This is a genomic window from Campylobacter sp. 2018MI13 (assembly GCF_018501135.1).
Taxonomy (GTDB): domain Bacteria; phylum Campylobacterota; class Campylobacteria; order Campylobacterales; family Campylobacteraceae; genus Campylobacter_E.
Map to the genome: position 1 here is coordinate 20654 of NZ_JAHCZC010000006.1, position 18793 is coordinate 39446.

Genomic DNA, 18793 nt, shown 5'->3' on the forward strand with positions numbered 1-18793 from the left:
TTTATTCCTTTGTAATCTTTAAAAACTCTAATAACCTAAATGCTACATACTCATAGCCCGACTTAGTAAGATGTGTATTTTTTAATGATTTTTTATCATTTATCCAAGCAATTTTTCCCCCTTCTTTTTGCATTAAATTATCTATATCAAAAATATAAACACCACTTGTCTTTGCCACTTGTTTGATTAAAGTTTTTACTAAAGCATTATTCTCTCCTTTAACATAGTTTTTATTCACAAATAATGTTGGTTCTGGCGGGATTAATAATATTATTTTTGATTTTTTTGTTTTGAAAAGTTCTATAATATTTAAATAGTTATTAATGAAATTCTCTTGATTAATCTTATTTGACACACTCTCATTTGTGCCAAAAGAAAATATTATTAAATCATAATCTAATTTCTTAGCAACACTTTTAGCTAAGTTATAATCTATTCTTGAATAATTAAAAATACTAGCTCCATTAATACCTAAATTATCAATATAACTAGAATTATTAGTAATAAAACCACCGATTTTATTTGCCGTTGTAGAAAAATTAATCTGATTTGTGTTTTTTTGATAATTTTTTATATTCCAAATTCCTGATTTAAATTCTAAATACTCAACATTATTAGCCTTGAATTTAAGATTTATATTAATTTCACATTTTGCATTGCAATTTGCATTAATTCCACCAAAACTTAAATTAGTTTTTGTATTTATCAAATACTCTACATTAAATCCTAAATTATTATAATCTGCTAAATACTGATTGTGCCATTTAGGTAAAATCGCAGGAACAAATCCTAAAGAGTGAATATTTAAAGCCTTTCTAAAATATTCGGGAATATAATCACTTGCTAAATGAGAATCTCCTATAAATGCTATTTTTTTATAAGGAATTAAAAGATTGCTTTTAGGTTTTACTTGGATTTCTTTTGGTTTATCAGGCTGAAAATTAACTAAATTTGTTTTAACTTTTGCTTCTTTGCTTACAAGAATTTCATTTTGGCTTTTTTGAGATATTTTAGGGGATTTATAAATCTTATCTGTTTTTATCTCTTTTATAAATAAACTATCCACATAACTACAAGATGAAAAAAATATAACTATACTAAGATAAATAATAATTCTCATTGTATTTCAACTGTTTTAAAAAAATCTTGTGAAATCAACTCATACCCAAGTGGAGTAAAGTGTATGCCATCATTTGACCTAATCCTTTTGCTTTTGCCATCTATCTTGATATAAAAATCAAAATGCTCGGTTAATACAGAATCTAATTTTATGAATTGATAATTATTTTTTTTAGCCAATTCATAAAATACTTCATTTAATATTTTTATTTTTTCATTTTGCTCATCGTTTTTAACTACAGGTAATTCATACCAAAAAATATTAGCGTTATAATCTCTTGTAATTTTTACAAGTTCATCAATTCTTTTTGTATAAAAACTTTTCCATTCACTATCGCCAAATTTTAATACCTTGTTGTTTTCATTAGCATTCCATAAATCATTTACACCTACTAAAATTACTACATTTTTAATTGCACTTTCTTGTAAAGAAGATTTTAAAACCTTTGCATAATCATAGTATTTTTTTCTAAGTAATCCTGTGCTTTGCTTTGCTAAATTCTCACATTTAATATTTTGTTTTTTTAAAGAATTGCATATACTTAGCCCAACACCTTGCATTAAACTATCGCCTAATAAAATTACTCCATTATTTTTACTTAAAACTAATTTTTGATTATTGCGAATTTCTTGCTTAGCAATTAGCTTAATCATATATAAAGTATCAAGATAGCATTTATGAAATACCTTTATTTTATTATTGTTTTCATTGCTTATTTGTGGTTTTATTTCTTTTACCTTTGTAAAAAACACATTGTATTCTAGGTATTCTTTAAATTCATTGCTTTTTTTAAAAAATGCAAAATCTAAATCTATATTTTTATGATAATTTACTTCATAATATTCTTTTAAAGAGTCGTTAAATAAGCTAATAAAAATAATGCTTGAACTAATAATTATTAAAACAAATTCTCTCATTAAAACCCTGCATATATAAAGTTAGGAATTCCACTTGGCATATAAATAAACACAATTAATAAAACTAGATTAATTACAATAATTTTTATAAAAATATTTAAGTGTCTTAAAATATTTACAACCAATGCTAAGTGGTTTTTAGAATAAAAATTAATTATAAATAAAACAAATACTACTAAAAATATATAAATTTCTCTTTTATCAATGAAATTAAATTTCAAGAAAAATGAAAAATATTCTCTAACCTCATCAAAACTCACAAAATAAAAAAAGCTCCAAACAATGCTAATATAAGTAAAAGTTATAAATGAAGCTACAAATTTATTAAACCTATAAGAAAATAAAGAAATAAAAATCAGCCCTAAAGCGTGAGCTAAACCCCATAAAGCAAAATTATACGAATTTCCGTGCCAAATACCCGAAATAACAAAGGCAATAATAATATTTAAACTTGTTCTATTTACCCTATTTCCACCAAGTGGAATATAAATATAATCACGAATAAAACTTGATAAACTAATATGCCATCTTTTCCAAAAATCTTGAATGTTTCTAGCTTTAAATGGATTATTAAAATTCTTAGGCAATTTAAAGCCAATCATTAAAGCAAATGCGGAAACTAAATTAATATAAGCACTAAAATCTAAATATAGTTTGATTGAATACAAGTAAAAACAATTTAATAAACCTAAAAAACTTAAATTATTTAAATCATTTAAAAATGCGTAAAAATACTTATCCACAATAGGTAAAATCAAAAATACTTTTACTAAAGCAAATAATAAATTAGCTAGTATTAAATCCTTGTGTTTAAAGCGTTTTAAAGTATTAAATTGCTTAATAAAATCAACATATCTAAATATAGGACCACTAACAAAAGTAGCAAAAAAACTAAGATAAGTAAAAAGCGTTAAATAACCAACTGGCTCTTGTTTTTCTTTATAAACCCAAACAATATAAGTAATTGCATTAAAAGTATAAAAACTAAGCCCTAAAGGAAAAATTATATCAGCAATCATAATATCAAAATAGCTTAGAACATAATCAACACTATCTTTAATACTTGAATAATATTTGAATATACATAGATTTAACACTATAAAAAATATAGCAGTATAAAAGATATTTTTAGAATTCCTAACATAAACGCTCAAAGCAAAAAAATGAATAAAAAAGCTAAAAACAAGCACTACTAATAAGCAATAAGGATTAAATAAATATAGTATTAGTATATTAAACCCTAACAATAAAGCATTTTGCTTATTTTTGCCTAGCAAATTAAATACAATGAAAAATATAAATATTAATATTAAAAACTCAACAGAAAAAAAGCTCAAATCAATATTCCTTTAAAACATTTGCTAAGAATTTAGCACCATTTACATTTTCATATTCATATAAATTATTAGCGTATTCTAAGGCATTTGTTTTAAGCAAATTCAATACAAATTCTTTATTTAAATTCTTTTCTTCACAAATAAATGCTAGTTTGTTTTCTACTAAATGCAAGGCATTAAAATATTGATGATTTTTATAAGCATATTTATACGGCACAAAAAGTGTTGGTAAAGCTATGTTTATTAGCTCAAAACTAGCACTAGCACCTGCTCTACTAATAGCAAAATCAGCTTCTTGCATATATTTATCAATCTCTTTTGAAAAACCTATTAGTGTTGGTTTAATTTCGTATTTCTCATACGCTTTTTCGTATTTATCATACTCTTTAGCACCACATTGATGAATTAATTTAATATTTAATTTTAATAATTCAGGATAAAGCTCTAATGCAAAATCATTCAAAAATCTAGCTCCTTGAGAGCCACCTATTATTAAAATTGTTTTAATTTCGGTTCTTTTTCTTTTATTGAGTGCAAATTTTTCTTGCACAGGGTAAGGGCAAAACTCTTTTTCATAAGCTGAAAAAAACCTTTTAGCAAATGGTTTTGTAAGGCGATTTGCAAGACCCATTTTTGAGTTTTGTTCGTGAATTATTAGTGCTTTAAAACTAATAATTGCAGCTATACTAGCAGGCACACTTGAATATCCACCAACGCTTAAAACACAAGTAATTTTATGCTTTTTAAATATTTTAAGGCATTCAAATACTAAAGCTATTAAAGAAAATAAAACTTTAATCTTGCCTAAAATTCCTTGATTTACAAAACCACTACTTTTTAAAAAATAGCAATTGCTACCTTCAAACCATAAACTATCTTGTCCTTTAGTGCTACCTATATAAACAAACTCATCTAATTCTTTTGACACAGCTTTAGCTACTGCTAAATGCCCGCCTGTTCCACCACCAGTAATTGCTATCATTCTTTATTTTCCAAATTAATATTTTCTCCTGTATTTTTAAAAATACTTAATAATATTCCAATAGCTATAGAATTAGCCAACATAGAGCTACCCCCGTAGCTTAAAAACGGCACTGCAATTCCTTTTAAAGGAATTAAAGAAATAATTCCACCAATATTCATTAAAAAAGTAGCCATAATACAAACACCATAGCCTATACAAAACAAATAATTTTGCTTATTTTTCATATAAGTTGATAATTTTAATACCGAAGCTATTAAAAAACCAAATAATAAAGAAACAAACAAAAATCCTAAAAATCCTATTTCTTCGGCAATGCCTGATAGTATAAAGTCAGTATGAACCTCACTTAAAAATCCTAATTTAAAAACCCCTAATCCAAATCCTTGCCCTAATAAATCTCCATTTGTAATAGCATTTAAACTATGTGATATTTGATAAGGCTCACTTGAATGGGCTATTTTAAGACTTTCTTGAATGCTTTCAGGGAAAATTGGTAAAACAAAATCTTGAATACTACCCCACCACTCAAGCCCTCTTTCAAGTCTTCTAGGATTATAAGCTATTAATGAAATTCCAGCAGCAATTGCAGCTAAAAATAAATATAAAATATTTCTAAATCTAACCCCAGCAGCTAATGCCATAATAAACAATGTAACAGCAGTTACAACACATTGTCCTAAGTCATTTTGAGTAATATAAGCATAGCCAAAAATAAAACAATATATAGCTATAGTTGGAGCTAATAATCGCAAATCTTGTAAAAATTTTCTTTTATTTTCATCAATCTTTCTTGAATATGTAAAAGCCAAAAAAGCTATAAAAGAAATTTTTACAAATTCTAATGGTGCAATGGAAAAACCAAAAAGCCTAATCCATCTTCTAGCTCCTTTAGTTTCAACAACTAACGAAGCAGGTAAAAATGGTAAGACAAAACAAGCTAAAACACTGCAACCTAAAATAACATATAAAATTCTATAACAAGCCTTTTCGCTAATTAATTGAAAGGTAAAAATAATAAGCACTCCAACAATTGCAAAAAGGGTTTGAGAAAATAAAAAACCATAAGGAGATTTTTGTCCCCCATAGTTAAAAAAACCCATAGAAAAAACAAAAACTATGCTAAACATCATAAGTATTAGCACTATTTCAAAAATTCTTAAATGGGTTTTAATCAATTTTATTGCCTTTTGCCACTAATTGATTGTAAAGCTATTATTAATTCATCTAAATTTTCATAAGGAATATGAACTTTCCATTCTGGAATATTTTCTTTTAAACACACAGCTATGCTTAAAACATCATTGCTACCATCTCCATAAGGGTTTTTAATATTAGCTAATGATATTTTGCCACTTTGAGTGCCTTTGAGTAAAATTGAACTAATTAGTTCAGCTTTCATTTATTAATCCTTTTTAATTTTGCTTGCATTTTTAGCCACTCACTTTGCTCCATTATAGGAAATCCACCATAAACCTTACCACCAGCTAAATCTTTACTAACTCCGCCCCTAGCAGCAATAATAGCACCATCGCCAATTTTTAAATGCCCACTCGTTGCACTCTGACCGCCCATTACGACAGCATTTCCAAGCTCACTTGAACCCGCAAGTCCTGTTTGAGATACTACTAAGCAACCTTGACCTAAAACACAATTATGTCCTATTTGAACTAAATTATCAATTTTAGTGCCTGTTTTTATAAGTGTTTTTGAAAACACTGCTCTATCAATACAAACGCACGAACCAATCTCAACAAAATCTTGTAATTCTACATAACCATTATGATAGATTTTAAAATGTCCTTTGCTATTACTTGCATAGCCAAAACCATCGCTTCCAATAACACTTCCAGCGTGAATTATACAATGATTTCCTATTACACTATCATTGTAAATTGTAACATTTGGGTATATTATTACATTATCTTTAATACAAACTCCATCGCCAATATAAGCACCTGCTAAAATAGTGCAATTACTTCCTATGCTAACATCTTTACCTATATAAACATTTGGCATTATTGTTGTATTTTCGCCTATAATTGCGTCTTTACCAACTCTAATTAAATCCTTAGAAAATACCTTGCTAAATAATGCAAAAATATATTTTGGGTCTTCGCAAATAACTGCTTTTACATTTGTTGGTAAAAGATTTGCTAATTTTTCACTAATTAATACTGCACCTGCTTTAGTAGTTTTTAAAGTATCGCATTCTTTTATACAAAAACTAAGCTCATTTTCATTTGCATCTTCTAAGGAATTTAGATTTGAAATTTGCATTTCAAATTCTATTTTAATTCCTACATTTTCACATAATTCTTTTAAACTTTTCATATTAATTTTCCATCAAAACAACGCCGCTTCTAGCACAATCTTTAGGATTATATTTTTTAATCGTCTTTAAAAAATTATCCACTCTATCGCTAGTATCATTTACGCAAATTGTCATATATTCATCATTTGAGTGAGCTATTGTTCCATTATAGCCTTTTAATAAACTATCAAGACCAGCTAGATTTTGGTCTATATTGATTTTTACCAAAACACATTCACGCTCAACAAATTCGCAATCTTCAAAAACTTTATAAGTAGAAATTAATTTATGAAGTTGTTTAGTAATTTGCTCAAAAACAGCTTCATCTCCACTTGTAATTATATTAATTCTTGAAAACTCTGTCCCTGCAATAGGAGCAACAGTTAAGCTATCTATATTATAACCACGACCAGAAAATAACCCTACTACTCTACTTAAAACCCCGTGTTGGTTTTCTACAATAACGCTTAACGCCCTTCTCATTTGCTATCCTTTGTGATTAATTTTTGTGGTAATATCATATTATAAATTGCAGCACCTGCTGGAACCATTGGTAAAACATCTTCAAATCTTGAAATAACAACATCAATCACGCAAGTTCTAGGGCTTTTTAAACATTCGTGATATGCTTTAATAAATTCATCTTTACTCTTTACTCTAAAGCTATCACAGCCAAAACTTCTTGCTAACATTTCATAATCAGGTTGCACATCTTCAAGATTAGTTTCTGAATATCTTTCATTATAAAATCTAGTTTGCCATTGGCGAACCATTCCTAAATAAGCATTATTTAAAATAATATTAATTACTTTTTTACGCTCTGCAGTTAGCGTCATTAATTCTTGAATATTCATCAAAAACGAACCATCGCCAGCAAAATTAAGAACTACTTCATTATTTTTTGCAAATGCAACTCCTAAAGCAGCAGGAATTGAATATCCCATAGTTCCTAAACCACCACTTGTACTAAGTCTTCTTGGCTCATTGAATTTAAAAAATTGTGCTACCCACATTTGGTGTTGCCCTACATCGGTAATAATATTTGCATTAGGAGTAATTTTCGCACATTCATTAATTACCCATTGTGGTTTTAAGATTTCATCGCTATCTTCATAGCTAAATGATGGATATAAACTCTCGTGTCTATCTAAAACACTATGCCAAGTTGATAAATCAAATTCAAATTCTTTTACCTCATCTAAAAGATCGCTAATAACACTACCAACATCTCCAACTATAGGAAAATCAGCTTTAATGATTTTAGAAATTGAAGTTGGGTCAATATCAATATGAGCAATTTTTGCTAATTTTGCAAACTCGCTAGTTTTACCTGTAATTCTATCATCAAATCTAGCACCTAATGAAATTAATAAATCACATTCACTCATAGCCATATTAGCTCTATAACTTCCGTGCATTCCTGCCATTCTTAGATTATACGGATTATCGTGTTCTAATACCCCTAAACCCATTAAAGTGCAAACCGCAGGAACTTTAGTTTTTTCCACAAATTTACGAATAGCCTCGCTAGAATTTGAACTAATACAACCACCACCTATATATAAAAGTGGTTTTTTAGCTTCCATTAAAGCACTTGCTAGGCGTTTAATTTGTCTTGGATTGCCTTTATAAGTTGGCTTATATGTTTTCATATTTACTTCACTAGGATAAACAAATTCGCCTTTAATAGCTGTAATATCCTTTGGAATATCAATATGAACAGGCCCTGGACGACCACTTCTTGCTATAAAAAAAGCTTCTTTTAAAACTCTTGGTAATTCTTCAATAGTTTTTACTAAATAAGAATGCTTTACACAAGGCCTACTCATTCCAACTGCATCAATTTCTTGGAACGCATCAGTTCCTATTAGTGAATTTGCAACTTGAGCTGAAATTAAAACCATAGGAATACTATCAGCATAAGCTGTAGCAATCCCTGTTAAAGTATTTGTAAATCCTGGACCACTTGTAACAATAGCAACTCCAACTTTACCACTAGCCCTTGCATAGCCATCTGCTGCGTGAGCTGCACCTTGTTCGTGACGAACTAAAACATGTTTAAAATCATTTTGTTTATATAATTCATCATAGATATTTAAAGCTGCTCCACCAGGATAACCAAAAACTACTTCAACACCTTCTAGCTTTAAAGCTTCACAAATCATCTTTGCACCTGTAATCATACTGCCTCCATTAGGTTTTTTCTTAGGATTTAATCAAATTTTGCTTATTTAATAATTAATACAAATTAAAAAGAATGAAAAATGTAAAAAAAATAAAATTTAATTAATAAAAATTTATCTAATATATTTATTATTTACAAAAAATTAAAAGGATTTAGAATGAAAATTTCACTTAAGATTAGTATATTGGTATTTTGTTCATTATTGCTATTAGTAGTATCACTTAGCTTTAATTCTAGTTTAATGTTTGATAAGTTAGAAAACAAAATGCTAACTGAAATTGAAAACGAAAGCATATATCTTAGAAAAGAACAAGTAAAAACTTTAGTAGAAAGTATGGTTCAATATACAAAAACAACATATAAAGATTTAGAAAATCAAAACAAATTAAAAGAATTTAATGACATATTAAAAAACAAATTAGATGAAGTAAGATACGATAACAATACTAAAGGATTTTTAGTATTTCAAGAAGATGGTTTAGTTGTGTATCACACACTAAAAGATTGGATTGGAACTAATAAAATTAATTCAGTTGATACCAATAATAAAGCTTTCATACAAGATATAATCAATGCTGGAAAAAATGGTGGTGGCTTTAGCGAATATGAGTTTAAATATAAAGATAAAACTACTAAGAAATTCTTAGCATATTCATTACAAGATAAAGCAAGTGGCTTGATATTTAGCACTGCAGTTGATTTAGATAGTGTTTATACATTTTTAGATAAAAACGCAAAAGAATTAGGCGAAGAACAATTTAAAGAATTAATAAAATTTATAATTATTAGTGCAATTATTTTCATAGTTTTAATGCTTATTGCATATATTTTCGCAACTTTATTTATATCAAAACCTTTAAAAATATTAGAGATTAAAGCAAGAGATTTAAGCAGTGGAGATGGGGATTTAACTAATAAATTAGAAGTAAAAGGAAATGATGAAATAGCTCACGCTTCAAGTGCTATTAATGAATTTTTAGAAAAAATAAGAATTTTAATCAAACAAGCTAAAAATATTTCTAACGAAAATGCTTCAATAGCAAGTGAATTAGGCAATACTAGTCTTCAAACAGGAAAACGCGCTGAAGAAGGCAGTGAAATAGTAAATCAAATAGCTAAAAAAGGACAAAATACCAAAGAAAGCTTAGAAATAGGAGTTCAAAAGGCTAAAGAAGCTACTATAAAATTAGATGAAGCTTTAAATATGATGGAAACTTCAAATAAAGAAATTAATATATTAAGTAATAAAATTATAAATAGTGCAAGTATTGAAAGCGAACTTGCTATGAAAATAGAAAAGCTTAGCACAGATGCTGATAATGTAAAATCAGTATTAGAAATCATTAACGAAATTGCAGACCAAACAAATCTTCTTGCACTAAATGCTGCTATTGAAGCTGCACGTGCAGGCGAGGCAGGTCGTGGGTTTGCCGTAGTAGCTGATGAGGTTAGACAATTAGCTGAAAAAACACAAAGAAGTCTTAGCGAGGTAAATGCTACTATAAGCATTATAGTTCAAGGTATAAAAGACGCAAGTGAGCAAATGAGTATTAACTCAAACCAAATGCAAGATTTAAGTAATATTGCAAATTCTACTAAAGATAATATGAATATTATGAAAAATAGCGTAGCAGAAGCTATTAGCTCAAGTGAAAAAACCGTAAATGATTATATAAATACAAGTAAAGATATGGAAGAAATTCTAAATAATTTAAACAATATGAATACAATAACGAACGAAAACGCAAGAAGCGTTGAAGAAATAGCTGGTGCAGCAAATCACCTTAGTGAAATGACTGAAGAGCTAAATAAAAAATTACAAGAGTTTAGAACATGAAAAAGATATTATTTTTAATTAGTATGAGTTTAGTATCAATGGCTGATTATTTAAGTGATTGTGAAAATAGCAAAATCCCTGCTGCTTGTTATAATCAAGGTGTAGTTGAATATAATCAAGATAATTTAGGTCTTGCTATAAGACATTTTACCCTAGCTTGTGATGGCGATATTTATAATGCTTGCTACAATTTAGGGGTAATTTATAGTAAAAATAACGAAAAAGATAAAGCAAGTAAATATTATGAAAAATCTTGCGATAATGGAAATTATGAAGCTTGCTTTTATGCAGGGATTAATACTCAAGATTTTAATAAATCAAAAGAATATTTAGCAAGAGCTTGTGAAAATAGCTATAAAGACGCTTGCTATAATTTAGGAATATTATTTAAGAAAAATCAAGAATTTGATAATGCAAAAATATATCTAAAAAAAGCTTGTGATGATAATTTAATCCCAGCTTGTTATGGCTTAGGCAATTTATATGCTAATGAAAAAAATAATAACTTAGCTATTAAATATCTATCAATTGCTTGCTCTGCTAAAGATTATAATGCTTGTTATAATTTAGGTAATGTATATTATGAATTAAAAGATTATGATAAAGTAGCTAGTTTGTGGAATCAATCTTGCGATAATAAAGACGCATACGCATGTAATAATTTAGGCGTTATGTATCATAAAAAAGATAAAAATATGGCTAAATTGTATTATAAAAAATCTTGTGATTTAGGAAACAATATAGCTTGTGAAAATCTAAAAATACTTGAATAATTTAGGAATTTATTTCCTAAATTAAAATTCTTCAGTCTCGCTTGGTTCGTTATCTTTTCTAAACTCAAGTTGTAAAAATTTCGCTTTAGAAGCTTTAAAATCAAAATGAATTTCTTTTAATTCCCCACTTCTATTTTTAGCAATATCAAGTATAGCGTGGCGTTCTGCTAAAATAGTCGGATCATCATCAGCTTTATTAATAAATAATATCAAATCAGCATCTTGTTCTATACTACCACTCTCACGAATGTCTGAGAGCATAAGTTTTTTATTCATTCTAGAATCTACCGAACGATTAACTTGAGAAAGAGCTAAAATAGGGATTTTTAATTCTAATGCAAGTAATTTTAACCCCCTACTAATCTCGCTTACTTGAATATGTCTATCAGCCCTTGTATTTAGTGAGTTCATAAGCTGAATATAGTCTAATACACATAAACCTATATTGTTATGCTCTTCTTTTAATCTTCTTAAAGATGAGCGAAGAAATTCTATATTTAAATTACCCTTATCATAAATATATAAAGTCTTTTCACTAAGCATATTCGCACTCATTTGCATATTATTTATCTCATCTTCTGTTAATCTATCTCCTGTTAAGATATTTTGCAAACCTATTCCTGTATCTTGTGCTATTAATTTAGCCATTATCTTATAAGCTTCTGTTTCAAGACTATAAAACACCACTCCAACATCTTTTTTAAGTGCGTTTAGCAAAATATTTAAAGCAAATGTAGTCTTACCCATACCAGGACGAGCTGCAAGAATTATTAACTCCCCTGCTTTAAAGCCCTTTGTATAATGATTTAATAAAGAAAAACCTGTATCAACCCCGATTACATCTTTATCAATTATCTTGCTAACCCTATTTAATTCTTCATAAAACTCATTAACAGCAGTTCTTGAACTCTTTAAAGTATTATCACTAACGCCTGATACTAAAGAATAAATCTTAGCATTTAAATTATGCGTATAATCAATACTATCTTGCACACTGCTTAGCTCTTGTGTGCTTGTATTCATTAAAGAATTAAGCTGGTCTTTTACACTTAAATTCCTTAACATTTTTGAATATTCATCAACTTCTATGAAAGAATTTTGCTGCTCAAGTGCAGTCCAAAAACTATCTTTTGCACTTGCAAAAGAGATTTTTACTAATTTTAAATCCACACTCTCTCTAAGTCTTCTTTTATTTAATATAAACTCAAATATATCAGCGTGTAATCTATATGAAAAATCACTTGGCTTAATAATACTTGCGGCTATATCTATATTTTCATTATTTTCTATACAAGCTAATAAAATACTTTGCTCTAATTCAATATCAAAATACTTACTCATAATTCTTCCTTAATTCTTATTTTAATCTCTCGTAAAAATTAAAGAAATTAAAATAAGAATTTGAAATAGGAATTTCAAATTCTATTCTTCGTGAAGTTTTGCTTCGTCTAATACTTCATCTAAAAATCTATCTACTAAAGTATCATATTTGCATTTTGCAACCACTTCGCCGTGTCTTATTACTAAGCCTTCATTTTTGCCAAATGCAATTGCTACATCAGCTCCTTTAGCTTCTCCTAAAGCATTTACAACACAACCCATTACACTTATATTTAATGGTGCTTTAATGTGTTTTGTCTTTTCTTCAACCACTTTAACAGCACTTAATAAATCGCTTTGAATTCTTCCACAGGTTGGACAAGAGATTATATTTATACCGCTTTTTTGCACTCCGCTATCTTGCAAAATCGCTTTAGCGACTCTTATTTCTTCGCTAAGTTCTCCTGTCATAGAAACACGAATAGTATCGCCTATGCCATTTAATAATAACTGACCTATAGCAATTGAGCTTTTTATCGTGCTATGAAACTTAGTTCCTGCTTCAGTTACTCCTAAATGAAACGGATAATCACACAATTCTCTTAATCTCGTATAACTTTCTATTGTGCTTTGTGCGTCTGAAGTTTTAATGCTTATTTTAATATCCCTAAAATCAAAATCTTCAAGTAATTTAATATTATAAACAGCACTCTCAAGCAAGGCTTTTACACTTCTGCCGTATTTGTTTTCAAATTGTTTTTCAATACTTCCGTGATTTACACCAATTCTTATAGGAATATTTCTTTGCTTACAAGCATTTACTACTTCTTTTATATTTTCTTTGCCACCGATATTTCCTGGATTTATTCTAATCCCATCTATAAATTCAGCACAATATAAAGCTAATTTGTGATTAAAATGAATATCTACAATTAGTGGCAGTGGGCTTTGCTTTTTAAGTTCTGCTAAAGCCCTTGCATCTTTTATATCCAAACACGCAACTCTTACTATATCAGCACCTGCTAATTTTAACTCAATTAATTGTTCTAAACATCCATTAATATCTTGAGTTTTTGTAAATAGCATTGATTGAACGCTAATTGGAGCATCACCACCGATTTTAACCCCGCCTACACTAATTTGCCTAGTTTTAAATCTAGGCTTAAAAAAATCACTTCTCATATTAATTTATATTGTATTTTTTAAGTAAAGCTTCATATTCGCTAGTTTTTATAAATTCTTCTAAAGCTTTATTTAATTTCTCTCTTAGCTCTACATTTTCATTTTTGCTAAACGCTATAGAAAATCCTTCTGTGCCATCATCTTCATTATAAAATTCAGCTAAATTAGGATATTTTGCTAAATATTCTCTTGCTACAAGTGCATCAAATGCTAAAGCGTCTAATTTTTTATCATTTAAAGCCATTACTAAAACAACAGGATTTTCATTAGGTTGCACTAACGCACCTACTTGTTTTACTGCTGCTTCTTGAACCGTGCCTAATTGCACTCCTACTTTTTTACCTTTTATATCATCTTTAGTTGCAATACTGCTATCTTTATGCTTTAGATAAATTGTCTTAGCTTTATAATAAACATTGCTAAAATCACAAGCTTTTTTTCTTTGTTCGCTTGAACTCATAGCACTCATAATAGCATCAATCTTACCTGCTTTAAGTGCTGCAATAAGTCCATCAAAACTCATAGCTTTAAACTCATATTTTATACCAGCAATTTTTGCTAAATTATCAAATAATTCAGCATCAAAACCACTAATCTTATCATCAACTAACATATCAAATGGGGGATAATCAGGAGAAATCCCAACTTTATAAACCTTGTCATTTGCATATAAACAAGCACTAAAAATCAGTGCAAACACTACTAATAAAAACTTTTTCATAACTACTCCTTATAGCCCGTATTTTTTGATAAGCTCATCATACTTACCACTTGCTTTTACTTCTTCAAGGGCTTTATTAATTATATCAATTAAGTCTTTATTTTTATCCTTTGCAAATGCAAATGCAAAACCTAAAGCCCCGTCATTTTCTTCATAAAAACTCTCAATTTCAGGATTTTTTGCCATAAATTTCTTAGCCACAAAAGAATCAAAAACAACCGCATCTATTTGCTTATTCACAAGGCTCATAACAACAACTGCTGAATCTTCGTGTAAAATCACATTAGCACCTAGCTTTCTTGCAGTATTTTCTTGAATTGTGCCAAGTTTCACTCCTGTTTTAACACCTTTTAAATCTTCTTTTGTAGTGAAAATATCGCCCTTTCTTTTAAGATACATAGTTTTTCCAAAAAAATAAGGATTAGAAAAATCACAATTCTTCATTCTTCTTTCGCTAATACTCATTCCTGAAGCTATCATATTGATTTTACCGGCTACTAAAGATGGAATAAGCCCATCAAAACTCATATTAACAAATTCAATCTTAAGATTAGCAACCTTTGAAATCTCATTTACTAAATCAACATCAAAACCACTCAATTTACCATCAACCATCATATCAAACGGAGCGTAATTTGCCGAAATACCAACCTTAACAACTTCATTTGCATAAGCAAATAAAGTCATAAATAAAGCTAAAAAAATCTTTTTCATATCTAATCCTAATGATTTAAAACTTTGTTTAAAAACTCATTTAATCTAGCATTTGTGCTAGAGTTAAATACAACTTGTGGCGTATCATCTACTGCTATTTTGCCACTTTCCATAAAAAATACCCTATTAGCTACATTTTTTGCAAAACCCATTTCGTGAGTTACTAATATCATAATAGGAGCATTATCTCCACTTGCTATTTCTTTAATAAGTCCTAAAACTTCTCCTACCATTTCAGGGTCAAGCGCACTAGTTGGCTCATCAAATAATATAACTTCAGGCTCCATCATAAGGCTTCTTGCTATTGCTATTCTTTGTTTTTGACCGCCGCTTAATTTGTGTGGAAAGAACTCTTCTTTATCAGCTAAACCAACTTTAGCTAAAAGATTTCTAGCTTTTTTAATAGCTTCATCTTTGCTTAAAATATTTAAACTAACAGGGGCTAAAATCAAATTATCCAATACATTTTTATTTGCAAATAGATTAAAATGTTGAAATACCATTGATACTTTTTGTCTGTGCTTATTAATATCAATTTTTTCATCTAAGATATTTTCATTATTGATTAAAATCTCTCCACTACTTGCAACTTCAAGTTTATTTAAACATCTTAAAAATGTGCTTTTTCCACCGCCACTAGGTCCAATAATAGCAATAATATCGCCTTTATTAATCTCTACACTAATATCTTTTAATACTTCTAAATTCCCGTAATTTTTGCATAAATTAGATATCTTAATCATTTCTTTTTAGCCTCATTTCTAATAATCTTACAAAACAAGTGAATACTTTAACACTAGCATAATACACAACACCTGCGAAAATATAAGGCTTAGGGTCGTATAAAAGTGATTGAAAAATCTTGCTTTGAAAAGTCAAATCAACAACGCTTATAAACGCAACTACTGAAGTTTCTTTAAACAACGATATGAACTCATTTGCTAAAGCAGGAATGATATTTTTAACAGCTTGTGGAAAAACTATCATTTTCATAGCTTGAAAGTGTGATAAACCCATAGACCTTGCTGCTTCCATTTGACCTTTATCAACGCTTTCAATCCCACTTCTAATAATCTCTGCAACATAAGCACTAGAATTAAGTCCTAAAGCAATAACAGCTACAAAAAATACATTTTCAACTTGAGCAAAAACCACAAATGCAAATATCATTAAAAGCAGCATTAATGGCATACCCCTAATTAAATCTAAATATTCATTGATTAACATTGTTAAAAATCTATTCCTAAGCACTAATAAAAACGCTAATAAAAATCCACCAGTAAGACCAATAATCAAACCAAGTGAAGTAAGTCCTAAAGTAGTGCCATAACTTTTAAGATAAGCTAAATGCTCTGCTTCGCTAAGTTCTTTAAATGGATAACAATAATAAGTAGTAATAATCACTATTGCAAGTGGAAAAATTACTTTAAAAATATTTTCTAAATTCTTCAATTTTTTTCCTTTAAACAAAATAATAAAAAGTGTAAAAACACAACTAAAAAACGATTATAAATTAATGAGTATTATGTAGATGACGAAGATGATGACGGATAGTAAGATATTTGTTGTGCTTGATTAAATCTATAATTTTCATCTTTTCGTCCTTTAAAAAAAATAAGTTTGATTATCTCTTTTTTAGCTTAATGATTTATTAAATTTATTAATTTTTAAGCTTAAAAACTTTTTTGTATTTTTTTAAGATATTTAAAATAAGAATTTAAATTAATGTAAATAATTTTTATCATCTAATAATTTATTTTATAATTTTATTTTTATTTAAGGTTGGGGGGGGTAAAATTGGTATTCGATTTCAATTAAAAAAAGGATTACCAAATGAAACTTTCTTTCAAAATTTCATTAACAACTGCAAGTTTATTTGTAGTTTTACTTTTAGTTTTATCTTATATGCAAAGCAATAAGACAGAAGATATAATCATAAATAATTACGATTCTTCAATAGCAGGAGAATTGCAATTAAGAAATGCTTATGTTGATGAATATATCAAAACCCGTATTGAGCAAATTGAAAAAATTGCAAAAACTTTTGAAGATGCTGATGATTTAAGCCCAGAATTTATCAAACAAATCATTAGTAGTGATAATAGGGTTTTAGATTTTCAAGGATTATTTATAGGCTTAGCAAATGGAAATGTTTATAAGGCTGAACCTGATTTAACTTTTAGATTAATCCCTAATTTTGATGGTAGAACTAGAGCTTGGTATAAAGAAGCAGTAGCTTTAAAAAAGGCTAGTAATTCATCAATTTATCAAGATGTCTCAAGCAAAAAATCAGCCACAACTATTTTTGCACCTGTGTTTAAAAATGATAAAATCGTAGCTGTAATTGGTGGAAATATACTAATAAATGATTTTAGCGATACCATTACAAAAATTAAATCTCATAATGATATTAGCACTTTAATTCTTGATAAAAATAATGAGATAATAGCTAGTGAAAACGCAAACGAATTAGGCAAACCTGAATGGCTTGATAGCCTAAATCAAAAATTATCTACGCTAAAAACTAATAAGAATTTAAATCATATTGTTTTTACAAAGGATAATAAAAATTACTTAGCTTATTGTATTATTAATGATATAAGTGGATTTAGTATTTGCACCATTATTTTAGAAGATGTAATAAATAATAGTGTAAATGATGCTAGAAATGCTACTTTAATAAGCTTTTTAATATTTTTAATAATAGTAATAGGATTTTTAAGTTTAATTATTAATTTTTATTTAAAACCTTTATCAAAAATCACACAAGGACTTAACGAATTCTTCTCTTTCCTAAACCACGAAAAAGAAGACGCTCACGAAATCATCTTACATTCTAAAGACGAATTTGGCTCTATGGCAAAAGCAATCAATGATAATATAGAAAAAACTAAATTATCTTTATTAAAAGATGAAGAAGCAGTAGAACAAAGCGTTCAAACAGCAGCAGCAATTGAAAGCGGAGATTTAAAAGCAAGAATTACTCTAAATCCTGCAAATCCACAATTAATTGAATTAAAAAATGTCTTAAATAAAATGCTTGATACTTTAGAAGAAAAAGTTGGAGCTAATACAAACTCAATTGAAAAGATATTTGATGAATATAGCCAAAACGACTTTAGAAATGAAATAAAAAATGCTAAAGGTAGAGTAGAACTTGCAACTAATATGTTAGGTAAGCAAATAAGAGATATGTTAAAAACAAATCTTGAAACTGCAAGAAACCTACAAGATAAATCTAAAATACTAAAAACAAGTGTTAAAGATATAAACGAAGGTGCAAGAAAGCAAGCAAGTAGCTTACAAGAAAGTGCAGCAGCAGTAGAAGAGATGAGTGCATCTATGCATGCAGTAAATCAAAAATCAAACGAAGTTATTAAAAACGGAGAAG

General features: G+C 28.2%; 18 protein-coding genes. 3 read left to right on the forward strand and 15 right to left on the reverse strand.

The annotated features are described in order from the left end of the window. Position 1 precedes the first annotated feature (1 nt). Genes KJQ99_RS01295 through KJQ99_RS01335 form a run of 9 tightly spaced genes read right to left on the reverse strand, consistent with a single transcriptional unit; the run spans position 2 to position 8853 of the window. Complete coding sequence (locus tag KJQ99_RS01295; RefSeq protein ID WP_214149779.1) at positions 2–1120, reverse strand: GDSL-type esterase/lipase family protein; 1119 nt, start codon at positions 1118–1120, stop codon at positions 2–4. Beyond that, positions 1117–2037 (reverse strand): DUF459 domain-containing protein, encoded by a 921-nt coding sequence (locus KJQ99_RS01300; protein ID WP_214149780.1) that lies wholly within the window; start codon positions 2035–2037, stop codon positions 1117–1119. The genes KJQ99_RS01295 and KJQ99_RS01300 overlap by 4 nt, the downstream gene beginning before the upstream one ends. Next, positions 2037–3374, reverse strand: a complete 1338-nt coding sequence (locus KJQ99_RS01305; protein ID WP_214149781.1) for an MBOAT family O-acyltransferase — start codon at positions 3372–3374, stop codon at positions 2037–2039. The genes KJQ99_RS01300 and KJQ99_RS01305 overlap by 1 nt, the downstream gene beginning before the upstream one ends. A gap of 1 nt (position 3375) precedes the next feature. Then, a complete protein-coding gene (locus tag KJQ99_RS01310) occupies positions 3376–4356 on the reverse strand; it encodes a UDP-N-acetylglucosamine--N-acetylmuramyl-(pentapeptide) pyrophosphoryl-undecaprenol N-acetylglucosamine transferase (RefSeq protein WP_214149782.1) in 981 nt (326 codons plus the stop codon). Next, positions 4353–5534, reverse strand: a complete 1182-nt coding sequence (locus KJQ99_RS01315; RefSeq protein ID WP_214117889.1) for an FtsW/RodA/SpoVE family cell cycle protein — start codon at positions 5532–5534, stop codon at positions 4353–4355. Before KJQ99_RS01315 ends, KJQ99_RS01310 begins: the two co-directional genes overlap by 4 nt. Before the next feature lie 2 nt (positions 5535–5536). Next, entirely contained in the window at positions 5537–5758 is a 222-nt protein-coding gene (locus tag KJQ99_RS01320; protein WP_214117890.1) for a hypothetical protein, read from the reverse strand. Further along, on the reverse strand, positions 5755–6690 hold the full coding sequence (gene lpxD, locus KJQ99_RS01325; protein ID WP_214149783.1) for a UDP-3-O-(3-hydroxymyristoyl)glucosamine N-acyltransferase: 936 nt from the start codon (positions 6688–6690) through the stop codon (positions 5755–5757). Before lpxD ends, KJQ99_RS01320 begins: the two co-directional genes overlap by 4 nt. 1 nt (position 6691) lies before the next feature. After that, the gene (gene ilvN, locus KJQ99_RS01330) at positions 6692–7153 is read right to left on the reverse strand and encodes an acetolactate synthase small subunit (protein WP_214117892.1); all 462 of its coding nucleotides are present in this window, start codon (positions 7151–7153) and stop codon (positions 6692–6694) included. After that, positions 7150–8853 carry an acetolactate synthase large subunit gene (locus tag KJQ99_RS01335; protein ID WP_214149784.1) on the reverse strand — a complete coding sequence of 568 codons (1704 nt, stop codon included), beginning with the start codon at positions 8851–8853 and terminating at the stop codon, positions 7150–7152. Before KJQ99_RS01335 ends, ilvN begins: the two co-directional genes overlap by 4 nt. A 267-nt stretch (positions 8854–9120) precedes the next feature. Between KJQ99_RS01335 and KJQ99_RS01340 the strand changes: the two genes are divergently transcribed. Both KJQ99_RS01340 and KJQ99_RS01345 read left to right on the forward strand, forming a co-directional pair. Continuing rightward, positions 9121–10692 carry a methyl-accepting chemotaxis protein gene (locus KJQ99_RS01340; protein ID WP_502756511.1) on the forward strand — a complete coding sequence of 524 codons (1572 nt, stop codon included), beginning with the start codon at positions 9121–9123 and terminating at the stop codon, positions 10690–10692. Beyond that, positions 10689–11465, forward strand: a complete 777-nt coding sequence (locus tag KJQ99_RS01345; protein ID WP_214117895.1) for a tetratricopeptide repeat protein — start codon at positions 10689–10691, stop codon at positions 11463–11465. Before KJQ99_RS01340 ends, KJQ99_RS01345 begins: the two co-directional genes overlap by 4 nt. A 21-nt stretch (positions 11466–11486) precedes the next feature. Here KJQ99_RS01345 and KJQ99_RS01350 read toward each other — a convergent pair whose 3' ends face one another. The 6 genes from KJQ99_RS01350 to KJQ99_RS01375 form a co-directional block, all read right to left on the reverse strand. Next, positions 11487–12806 carry a DnaB-like helicase C-terminal domain-containing protein gene (locus KJQ99_RS01350; RefSeq protein ID WP_214117896.1) on the reverse strand — a complete coding sequence of 440 codons (1320 nt, stop codon included), beginning with the start codon at positions 12804–12806 and terminating at the stop codon, positions 11487–11489. Positions 12807–12887: 81 nt separating this feature from the next. Beyond that, the gene (ispG, locus tag KJQ99_RS01355; RefSeq protein WP_214149785.1) at positions 12888–13967 is read right to left on the reverse strand and encodes a flavodoxin-dependent (E)-4-hydroxy-3-methylbut-2-enyl-diphosphate synthase; all 1080 of its coding nucleotides are present in this window, start codon (positions 13965–13967) and stop codon (positions 12888–12890) included. A 1-nt stretch (position 13968) separates the two neighbouring features. Beyond that, complete coding sequence (locus KJQ99_RS01360) at positions 13969–14688, reverse strand: transporter substrate-binding domain-containing protein (protein WP_214117898.1); 720 nt, start codon at positions 14686–14688, stop codon at positions 13969–13971. A 9-nt stretch (positions 14689–14697) separates the two neighbouring features. Further along, positions 14698–15402, reverse strand: a complete 705-nt coding sequence (locus KJQ99_RS01365; RefSeq protein WP_214149786.1) for a transporter substrate-binding domain-containing protein — start codon at positions 15400–15402, stop codon at positions 14698–14700. An 8-nt stretch (positions 15403–15410) separates the two neighbouring features. Then, positions 15411–16145 carry an amino acid ABC transporter ATP-binding protein gene (locus KJQ99_RS01370; protein WP_214117900.1) on the reverse strand — a complete coding sequence of 245 codons (735 nt, stop codon included), beginning with the start codon at positions 16143–16145 and terminating at the stop codon, positions 15411–15413. Continuing rightward, on the reverse strand, positions 16138–16854 hold the full coding sequence (locus KJQ99_RS01375; RefSeq protein WP_250325159.1) for an amino acid ABC transporter permease: 717 nt from the start codon (positions 16852–16854) through the stop codon (positions 16138–16140). The genes KJQ99_RS01370 and KJQ99_RS01375 overlap by 8 nt, the downstream gene beginning before the upstream one ends. Positions 16855–17235: 381 nt before the next feature. Here KJQ99_RS01375 and KJQ99_RS01380 point away from each other — a divergent pair. Then, positions 17236–18793, forward strand: a 1558-nt coding sequence (locus KJQ99_RS01380) for a PDC sensor domain-containing protein (protein WP_214149787.1), incomplete at its 3' end; no start/stop codon positions are given.

Bases quoted from the DNA above. Each gene is read 5' to 3' on its own strand.
- KJQ99_RS01320 (WP_214117890.1), bottom strand. From the start codon at position 5,758: ATGAAAGCTGAACTAATTAGTTCAATTTTACTCAAAGGCACTCAAAGT.
- KJQ99_RS01335 (WP_214149784.1), bottom strand. From the start codon at position 8,853: ATGATTACAGGTGCAAAGATGATTTGTGAAGCTTTAAAGCTAGAAGGT.
- KJQ99_RS01310 (WP_214149782.1), bottom strand. From the start codon at position 4,356: ATGATAGCAATTACTGGTGGTGGAACAGGCGGGCATTTAGCAGTAGCT.
- KJQ99_RS01350 (WP_214117896.1), bottom strand. From the start codon at position 12,806: ATGAGTAAGTATTTTGATATTGAATTAGAGCAAAGTATTTTATTAGCT.
- KJQ99_RS01300 (WP_214149780.1), bottom strand. From the start codon at position 2,037: ATGAGAGAATTTGTTTTAATAATTATTAGTTCAAGCATTATTTTTATT.
- KJQ99_RS01365 (WP_214149786.1), bottom strand. From the start codon at position 15,402: ATGAAAAAGATTTTTTTAGCTTTATTTATGACTTTATTTGCTTATGCA.
- KJQ99_RS01345 (WP_214117895.1), top strand. From the start codon at position 10,689: ATGAAAAAGATATTATTTTTAATTAGTATGAGTTTAGTATCAATGGCT.
- lpxD (WP_214149783.1), bottom strand. From the start codon at position 6,690: ATGAAAAGTTTAAAAGAATTATGTGAAAATGTAGGAATTAAAATAGAA.
- KJQ99_RS01340 (WP_502756511.1), top strand. From the start codon at position 9,121: ATGCTAACTGAAATTGAAAACGAAAGCATATATCTTAGAAAAGAACAA.
- KJQ99_RS01360 (WP_214117898.1), bottom strand. From the start codon at position 14,688: ATGAAAAAGTTTTTATTAGTAGTGTTTGCACTGATTTTTAGTGCTTGT.
- KJQ99_RS01295 (WP_214149779.1), bottom strand. From the start codon at position 1,120: ATGAGAATTATTATTTATCTTAGTATAGTTATATTTTTTTCATCTTGT.
- ilvN (WP_214117892.1), bottom strand. From the start codon at position 7,153: ATGAGAAGGGCGTTAAGCGTTATTGTAGAAAACCAACACGGGGTTTTA.
- KJQ99_RS01370 (WP_214117900.1), bottom strand. From the start codon at position 16,145: ATGATTAAGATATCTAATTTATGCAAAAATTACGGGAATTTAGAAGTA.
- ispG (WP_214149785.1), bottom strand. From the start codon at position 13,967: ATGAGAAGTGATTTTTTTAAGCCTAGATTTAAAACTAGGCAAATTAGT.